This is a genomic window from Protofrankia sp. Cas8, from assembly GCF_963555845.1.
Lineage (GTDB): Bacteria > Actinomycetota > Actinomycetes > Frankiales > Frankiaceae > Protofrankia.
In genome coordinates this window covers 8,823-16,890 of record NZ_CAUVXI010000116.1, presented here as the reverse complement: position 1 = coordinate 16,890, position 8,068 = coordinate 8,823, and the positions used below count along the sequence as shown (strand labels likewise).

Genomic DNA, 8,068 nt, shown 5'->3' with positions numbered 1-8,068 from the left:
ACTCACGACATTGTTTTGCTATAGATAATTGTTTCAAGCGATCATCATGTTTTGATCCACGACAAGCGGGCCGCCCGCCTGGCCGCCATCCGCACAGAGACCGAAACCCGCAGGTCACGACCTCACCGGGCCGGACACCCCTGGACGCATCCCCGTGGTGGCACATCACCCATACGAGCCGCCATCCAATGTGCGCAAGACAACAATTCCAACACAAGAACAATTGATGATTGCCAATGTCTCGCCGGATGTTCATCCCGACAACACCCACGATCGAATGATCGAAAAAAGGGAACCGGGTAAACGACGATCTACCTCGACGCCGTGCCAGGGACCGGCCGAGGGGTCTGGGCGCTCTCGGGTGGACCATGCGCCAAGCGCACGATCACCTGCCGATGATCGCCCGCTGCCCGTGGTATGCACGTGGGCCCAACATCTGGTCTGCTGGATGCCGCACGAACACCGACGCGATCCGATCCGAACCCGAGGGAGTCCGGTATGACCGAAGTGCTCGGAGACGACCGGGTCGACACCGTGCGCTACGAGGTGACCGAAGGCGTTGCCACCATCACGCTGAATCGACCGGACAAGCGCAACGCGCTCACGCCGCCGATGGTGGATCGCTACGTCGAGCTGATGCGCGCGGCGGACGACGACCCGCGGGTACGCGCCATCGTGCTGACCGGCGCGGGTAAAGGCTTCTGCTCGGGTGCGGATCTCGGGCTGCTCGCACAGGGTGCGGAAACCCTGCGCGAGTTCCTGCCGGGCTCGGCCGCTACCGCAGACGCCGCCGTGTGCACGCCCAAACCAGTGGTGGCGGCCGTCAACGGTGCGGTCGCGGGCATCGGGTTCGGCCTGCTGCTGGGCGCGGACATCCGCTTCGCCAGCAAGGACGCGATCTTCACCACGGCCTTCGCCCGACTGGGACTGGTCGCCGAGTACAACGCATCCTGGCTGCTGCAACGGCTGGTGGGCCTGCCGAACGCCATGGACCTGCTGCTGTCAGGCCGCACGATAGATGCCGACGAAGCGCACCGCATCGGCCTGGTGCAACGGGTCGTCCCGGCGGGAACGGAACTCGGGGCTGCCTTCGACTACGCCCGCGACCTGGCCGCGAACTGTTCTCCTCGCTCGCTTACCGTTATCAAACAGCAGGTCTACGCCGATGCCGAGCGGTCCCGTGCCGAGGCGCTCGCGGCATCGGTGGAACTGATGGATGCGTCATTCGACTGGCCGGATCTTGCCGAGGCGATCCTTGCGCGGCAGGAGAAGCGCCCGGCGCGGTTCTCGGCGCAGGACGGCACGCATGCCAACGAAGCCTGACGAAGACTGAGGACGTCTGAGGTCGACAATGCTGCTCACAGATCCATTCACGTTGGGTGGCCGGAACGCGCCGAGCCGGGTGCTGTTCGGGCCGCACGAGACCAACCTGTGCCATGGCCGGGCGTTCTCGTCGCGATCGGTGGCCTACTACGCCCGGCGGGCGGCCGGGGGCGTCGGCGTGATCGTGACGGAGGAGGCGTCGGTCCATCCGTCGGACTGGCCGTACGAACGGGCTCCCCTCGCCGCCGACTGCGGTGCGGGTTGGCGGGCGATCGCGGACGCGGTGCACCCGTACGGCACCGTGCTGGTCGCAGCGCTCGGGCACGCGGGTGGGCAGGGCAGCTCGGCGTACTCCCAGCGGGAGCTGTGGGCGCCATCGCAGGTACCGGAGGTGAACACCCGCGAGGTTCCCAAGTCGATGGAACCAGGCGACATCGACGCTGTCGTGCGCGGTTTCGCCGAGGCCACCCGTACGGCGATCGCCGCCGGCTGTGACGGTGTGGAGGTGAACGCCGGCCAGCACAGCCTGGTGCGCCAGTTCCTGTCGGGCCTGACGAACACCCGCGGCGACGACTACGGCACGGACCGGCTGCGGTTCGCGCAGGAGGTGCTGACCGCCACCCGCGCCGCGGCCGGGGACGCGATCGTCGGGCTGCGGCTGTCCTGCGACGAGCTGGCTCCGTGGGCCGGTGTCACCCCGGCGGCGGCGGTCGAGATCGCCCGCGCTCTGGCCGGGCTGTACGACTACCTGGTGGTGGTCCGCGGGTCGATCTTCACGGTGGCCGCGACCCGGCCGGACATGCACGTGGAGCCCGGCTTCAACCGCGAGCTCACCGCCACCATCCGGGCAGCGCTGAACGGCACGAACGGCCTGAACGGCCTGAACGGCCTGAACGGCCCGGACAGCACGGACAGCACGCAGGGCCCGGATGGTGGCGGCGTCCGCGCCGTCCCGGTCATCCTGCAGGGCAGCGTGGTGGACGTCGACATGGCGCAGGCGGCGCTCGCGGACGGCGTCGCCGACGCGGTCGAGATGACCCGGGCGCAGATCGCCGACCCGGAGCTGGTGGCAACCGTGCGGGCCGGCCGGGCCCCGCGTCCGTGCATCCTGTGCAACCAGGTGTGCCAGGTACGCGACAACCGCAATCCGCTGGTGTCCTGTGTGGGTGAACCGTCGTCCGGCCATGAGACGACCGACTCGCCGGTGGCCGGGCAGGCGCAGGTACCCGTTGCGGTGACGGTGATCGGCGGTGGGCCGGCCGGGTTGGAGGCCGCGCGGGTCGCGGTGCTGCGCGGGCATCACGTCACGCTGCTGGAACGCGGACCCCGCCTGGGCGGGGCGCTGGTGGCGGCGGCCGCGGGCGCGGGGCGGTCCCGGTTCACCCACCTCACCGACTGGTTGGCGGCGGAGTGCGCCCGACTCGGGGTGACCATCCGCACCGGCATCGAAGCCGGCCTCGAAGCCGGTCTCGAAGGCAACAGAGCAGCCGACACAGCAACGGGCACAGCAGCAGGTATCGAAGGGAGCACATCGCCAGCCGGCACCGCGGTGATCATCGCGGTCGGTGGCCGGGACGGCGAGCAGCCCATCCCGGTCAGCGCGCCGACGCCTGAACCCGCTCCCGAGGTGTCCCTGGCCGGGGATGGTCCGGGTGGTCCGGGCCCGGCGGCGGTCGTGCTGAGCGCGCGGGCGTTGCTGACCGCGGCCGCGGCCGGGGTCGATCTGTTGCCGGCCGACGGTCCGGTGGTGGTGTGGGATCCGTTGGGTAACTCGACCGGGATCGCGGTCGCCGAGCGGCTCGCCGCGGCCGGCCGGGACGTCACGCTCGTCTCGCCGGATCTGGTGGTGGGCACGCAGCTGTCCCGCACCGGCGATCTGGCGCCGGCGAACGTCCGGCTGCACCAGGCCGGGGTGAAGCTGGTGAAACGGACCCGGCTGACCCGGCTGGACGGCGCCATCCTCTACGGGGACGACGTGTTCGCCGACGCCACGGTGGAGATCGCCTGTGCGGCGCTGGTGACCAACACCGCTGAGCTGCCCGTGCTCGGGCCCGACGAGATCGAAGCGGCGCCCGGGGCGGTGGTCGGGGACGCGATCGCTCCCCGGACCGTCTATGAGGCCGTGCTGGAGGGACGCCGGGCCGCCCTCGCCGTGGGTGACGGGATATCCCGGCCGGCGGCGGAGGCTGGCCGGGCGAAGCCGGCGCGGGGAAACCGAGGGGTCGGTCGATGAGCCGGTATCGGCATCTGTTCAGCCCGCTGCGGTTGGGCCCGGTCACGGTCGCGAACCGGATCGTGTTCTCGGCGCACCTGACCAACTACGCCGCCGACGGGCTGCCCACCGAGCAGCACGCCGCCTACTACGCGACCCGGGCGGCCGGCGGCACCGGTCTGATCATCACCGAGGAGCACTCGGTGCATCCGACCGACTGGCCGTACGAGAAACTGATCCACGGCTTCTCCCGCCACGCGATACCCGGCTACCGGCGCATCACCGAAGCCGTCCACCGGCACGGCGTCCCGATCTTCGCGCAGATCAACCACAACGGCGGACAGGCGTCCGGGATGTTCTCCCGGCTGCCGGTGTGGGCGCCCTCGCCCGTGGCGGACCCGCTGTTCCGCGAGGTTCCCAAGGCTGTGAGCCAGGCGGAGATCGACGAGATCGTCGCCGGCTACGCGAAGACCGCGGGGCACTGCGTCGAAGGCGGCTTCGACGGGATCGAGCTGCAGTGCTCGCACTCCTCGATCGTGCGGGGGTTCCTGTCACCGGCGACCAACCAGCGCACCGACGACTACGGGGGCGACCTCGCCAACCGGGCCCGGCTGCTCGTGGAGATCGTGCGGGCGGTGCGGGCCGCGATCGGCCCGGAGCTCGCGCTCGGGGTGCGGCTGTGCGGCGACGAGCTGATCGAGGGCGGCATCACCCTCGACGAGTGCGTCGCGGTGGCGCGCATCGTCGAGGCGACCGGCGCCGTCGACTACATCAACACCTCCATCGGCACCGCCACGTCCACGCTGTACATGATCGAGGCGTCAATGGCGGTCCCGCCGGGCTATGCGCTGTTCATCCCGTCGGCGATCCGGGGTGCCGTGGACCTTCCGGTCGTCGGTGTCGGCCGGTTCAAGGATCCGCTGCAGGCCGAGCGGGCACTGGCTGACGGGCACTGCGACCTCGTCGGGATCGTGCGCGGGCAGATCGCGGACGCGAACTTCGCCCGCCAGGCCCGCGCCGGGGCGACCGAGAACATCCGGCTGTGCCTGTCGTGCAACCAGGAATGCGTCGGACGGATGGGCCTGAACCGCTGGCTCGGCTGCATCGAGAACCCGCTGACCGGCCGGGAGGCTGTCCGGGCCGCCCAGGGCAGTGTCGAACCCGGTCCGGACGGCCGCGACCCGGCCGGCACACTGATCCTCCCGATGCCGGTGCGGCCCAGGGACGTGCTGGTGGTGGGTGCCGGGCCGGGCGGGATGCAGGCGGCGATCAGCGCCCATCGCGCCGGCCATCGCGTCACCCTGGTGGAGGCGGCCGACGAAGCGGGTGGGCAGGTGCGCCTGGCCGCAACCGTCCCGGGCCGGGCCGAATTCGGCGACCTCGTCCGCAACCAGCTGGCCGAGTTGCGCACGCTCGGCGTGGCGATCAAGACCGGAGTGCGGGTGGACGTCGGCTACGTCCGCGACCATCATCCAGACGTGGTCGTCGTGGCCACCGGGAGCCGGCCGGCGCGGCCGTGGTGGGCCGGCCCGGACGACCCCCGGATATGTACCGTGCGGTCGGTCCTCGACGGTTCGGCGTCCCCGACCGGGCGGGTCGTGATCGTCGACGAGATCGGCTTCCACCACGCCCCGTCCGTTGCCGAGCTGCTCGCCGACCGCGGCTGCGAGGTTACGGTGCTCTCCCCGGACATGCAGGTCGGCCAGGGTCTCGGGGTGACGTTGGACAGCGAGGGCTGGAACATCCGGGCTGCGCGCAAGGGCATTGCCCAGATACCGGACAGCGTGGTGCTGGGCCTGGACGACGCCGGCCTGCAGGTGCTGTTCCACCCGACCGGGACGACCACCGCACGTCCGTTCGACCATGTTGTCCTGGCGGTCCCCGAGGAACCCGAGGACGACCTGTACCTCACCCTGCGCGACGCCGGTGAGGTCGCCGTCCACCGGGTTGGAGACTGTGTGGCACCACGGCGGGCACATGCGGCCGTGATCGACGGCGACCGGATCGGGAGGAGCCTGTAGATGTCGGGATCACCACCCGTCGTAGCAACCGACGCACCGCCGAGATCCTCACTCGGGCTGGTCGTGGTGCGCCGTGGCGTGCTGCCGGCGGGCGCGGACGAGGTGACCGCGGAGGCGGGCGGACGGGTCCTGCTCGTCGGCGACGGCGTGGCCGCCGCCGCGACCGATCTGACCAGCGCGGCCGACGTCACGCTGTGGGAGGCCGGCGAGTTCGCGCCGGCAGCCTGGTCCGCGGTGCTGGCCGCCGAACTCGACGGCGGCACGATCGACGCCGACGTGATCATCATGCCCGCTTCCCCGGACGGCCGGGACTTCGCTCCGCGCCTGGCCGCAACGCTGGGCCGGGGGCTGGTCGCGAACGCCATCGCCGTACGCGCCCACGAGATCGTGGCCGCACGCTACGACGGCCGGCTCGCCGAGCACTCACCGGTGCGCGGCCCGGTGGTGGTCACGCTCATCCCGGGCGTCCGCGGTGTCGCGCCATGCCAGCTCGCCCCGCGGATCCGCACGTTCACCCCGGCGGTCCCTGATCCCGCCGTAGCCGGCGACCCCGAGGTAGTCGACGCCGAGGTACTGGCGGTGTTACCGGCGGACCCGGCGACGATCGCGCTGACCGAAGCGTCGCGCATCGTCGGTGGCGGACACGGGATGGGCAGCGCGGACGCCTTCGCACTGCTCGCCGATGTAGCGGCGGCGATCGGCGCGTCGCTCGGCGGCACCCGGGTGGTGGCCGACCTCGACTGGATCCCGTTCGAACGCCAGATCGGCACCACCGGGGCGATCGTGGCGCCCCGGCTGTATCTGGCCTTCGGGGTCAGCGGGGCCGTCCAGCACACCAGCGGCCTGGGTAGCCCCGATCACGTGATCTCGGTCAACCTCGATGGGAGCGCGCCGATGATGGCCATGGCCGACCTCGCGATCGTCGCGGACGCCCCCGCGGTCGTCGCCGAGCTGCGCCGACAGTTGGCCGGGCCGGCCGGAGTCGCGACCGAGCGCACCGCCGGCGAGCGCACGGCCGGCGAGCGCACGGCCGGCGAGCGCGCCCCCGCCGTCAGCACCGCCGGCGAGCGCGCCCCCGCCACCAGTGCGGTGATCATTCCGTGAGCGGCTCACCACCCTCGGATGATCTCTATCCGGATGGGCACCTGGCCTCGCCCCCGAAGCGTCCGGCCACCAACCCGCTGTCCCCGCCGATGCCAGCGCCATCGGATGCCCGTGCCGACGCCGGACATGACGCGGACGTGATCGTCGTCGGTGCGGGGCCGGCCGGCTCGGCGGCCGCACTGGTCGCGGCGCGAGCGGGAAAATCGGTGCTGCTGCTGGAACGCGGACCGTTCCCGGGCTCGAAGAACCTCTTCGGCGGGGTCGTCTACGGCCGGGTCCTCGACGACCTGGTGCCGGACTGGGCCGAGCAGGCACCGATCCAGCGGTGGGTCACCCGCCGGCAGACGATGATCCTGACCGGTGAGCAGGCGCTGTCGATCGACTACCGCAACCAGAAGTGGGGCCGGCCGCCGTACAACGGCGCCACCACGCTGCGGCCCGACTTCGACGCGTGGTTCGCGGGGTTGGCCGAAAAGGACGGTGCCACGCTCGTCACCTCCACCGTGGCCACCGGGCTGCTGCGCGACCCGGTCACCGGACGGATCACCGGCGTGCGCACCGACCGTCCCGACGGCAACCTGAGCGCGCCGGTGGTGATCGCCGCGGACGGGGTCAACTCGTTCCTGGCGAAGGAGGCCGGCCTGTACCCGAACGCCGGCGCCCGTCACTTCACGTTAGGTGCGAAGGAGGTCCTCTCCCTGCCCCGGGGCGAGATCGACGCCCGGTTCGGGGTCCGTGACCGCGAGGGCGTCGACATCGAGATCCTCGGCGGTACCGGCGGCATCGCCGGCGGCGGGTTCGTCTACACCAACCTTGACACGATCTCGGTCGGGGTTGTGCTGTCCCTACCCGACCTCGCCGCCTCCCGCCGGCGTCCCGAGGAGATCATCGCCGAGCTCAAGGCCCACCCGGCGATCCATCCGCTGGTCGAAGGCGGCGAACTGGTCGAGTACGGCGCGCACCTCATCCCCGAGGGCGGCTACGACGCCATGCCGGCTCTGGTCGGCGACGGCATGCTGGTCACCGGGGACGCGGCCGCGATGTGCCTGGCCGCGGGGATCTGGCTGGAGGGCGTCAACTTCGCGATCGCATCCGGTGCCGCCGCCGGCCAGACCGCGGTGGCGGCCCTGGACGCCGGTGACACCTCCGCACGCGGGCTCGCCGGCTACCGACAGCGTCTTGAGTCGTCGTTCGTGCTGGCCGACCACAAAAAACTTCGCCGCGCACCGGCGCTCGTGCTCGGCGACCGGACGCAACAGCGGTACCCGGACCTGATCTGCGGAATCGTCGAGGACATGTTCACCGTGACGAACCCGCGTCCGAAACGGGGTCTCGTGGCGATCGCGCGCGCCCGGATGCGCGGCAGCGGCGTAACACTGCGTGACCTCGTCCGGGATGGTACCGCCGC

At 71.3% G+C, this 8,068-nt stretch carries 5 protein-coding genes; all 5 read left to right on the top strand.

Features of this window, described 5'->3' with window-relative positions; all coding sequences use genetic code 11:
- Positions 1 to 534: 534 nt before the first annotated feature.
- The gene (locus U9977_RS16630) at positions 535 to 1,323 is read left to right on the top strand and encodes an enoyl-CoA hydratase-related protein (protein ID WP_322750183.1); all 789 of its coding nucleotides are present in this window, start codon (positions 535 to 537) and stop codon (positions 1,321 to 1,323) included.
- 28 nt (positions 1,324 to 1,351) lie between these two features.
- On the top strand, positions 1,352 to 3,556 hold the full coding sequence (locus tag U9977_RS16625) for an NAD(P)-binding protein (RefSeq protein ID WP_322750182.1): 2,205 nt from the start codon (positions 1,352 to 1,354) through the stop codon (positions 3,554 to 3,556).
- A complete protein-coding gene (locus tag U9977_RS16620; RefSeq protein ID WP_322750181.1) occupies positions 3,553 to 5,556 on the top strand; it encodes a mycofactocin system FadH/OYE family oxidoreductase 2 in 2,004 nt (667 codons plus the stop codon). Before U9977_RS16625 ends, U9977_RS16620 begins: the two co-directional genes overlap by 4 nt.
- Positions 5,557 to 6,660 carry a mycofactocin-associated electron transfer flavoprotein alpha subunit gene (locus U9977_RS16615; RefSeq protein ID WP_322750180.1) on the top strand — a complete coding sequence of 368 codons (1,104 nt, stop codon included), beginning with the start codon at positions 5,557 to 5,559 and terminating at the stop codon, positions 6,658 to 6,660. It abuts the gene before it with no gap.
- 89 nt (positions 6,661 to 6,749) lie between these two features.
- Positions 6,750 to 8,068, top strand: a 1,319-nt coding sequence (locus U9977_RS16610; protein ID WP_416210659.1) for an FAD-dependent oxidoreductase, incomplete at its 3' end; no start/stop codon positions are given.

Bases quoted from the DNA above. Each gene is read 5' to 3' on its own strand.
- U9977_RS16625 (WP_322750182.1), top strand. From the start codon at position 1,352: ATGCTGCTCACAGATCCATTCACGTTGGGTGGCCGGAACGCGCCGAGC.
- U9977_RS16620 (WP_322750181.1), top strand. From the start codon at position 3,553: ATGAGCCGGTATCGGCATCTGTTCAGCCCGCTGCGGTTGGGCCCGGTC.
- U9977_RS16615 (WP_322750180.1), top strand. From the start codon at position 5,557: ATGTCGGGATCACCACCCGTCGTAGCAACCGACGCACCGCCGAGATCC.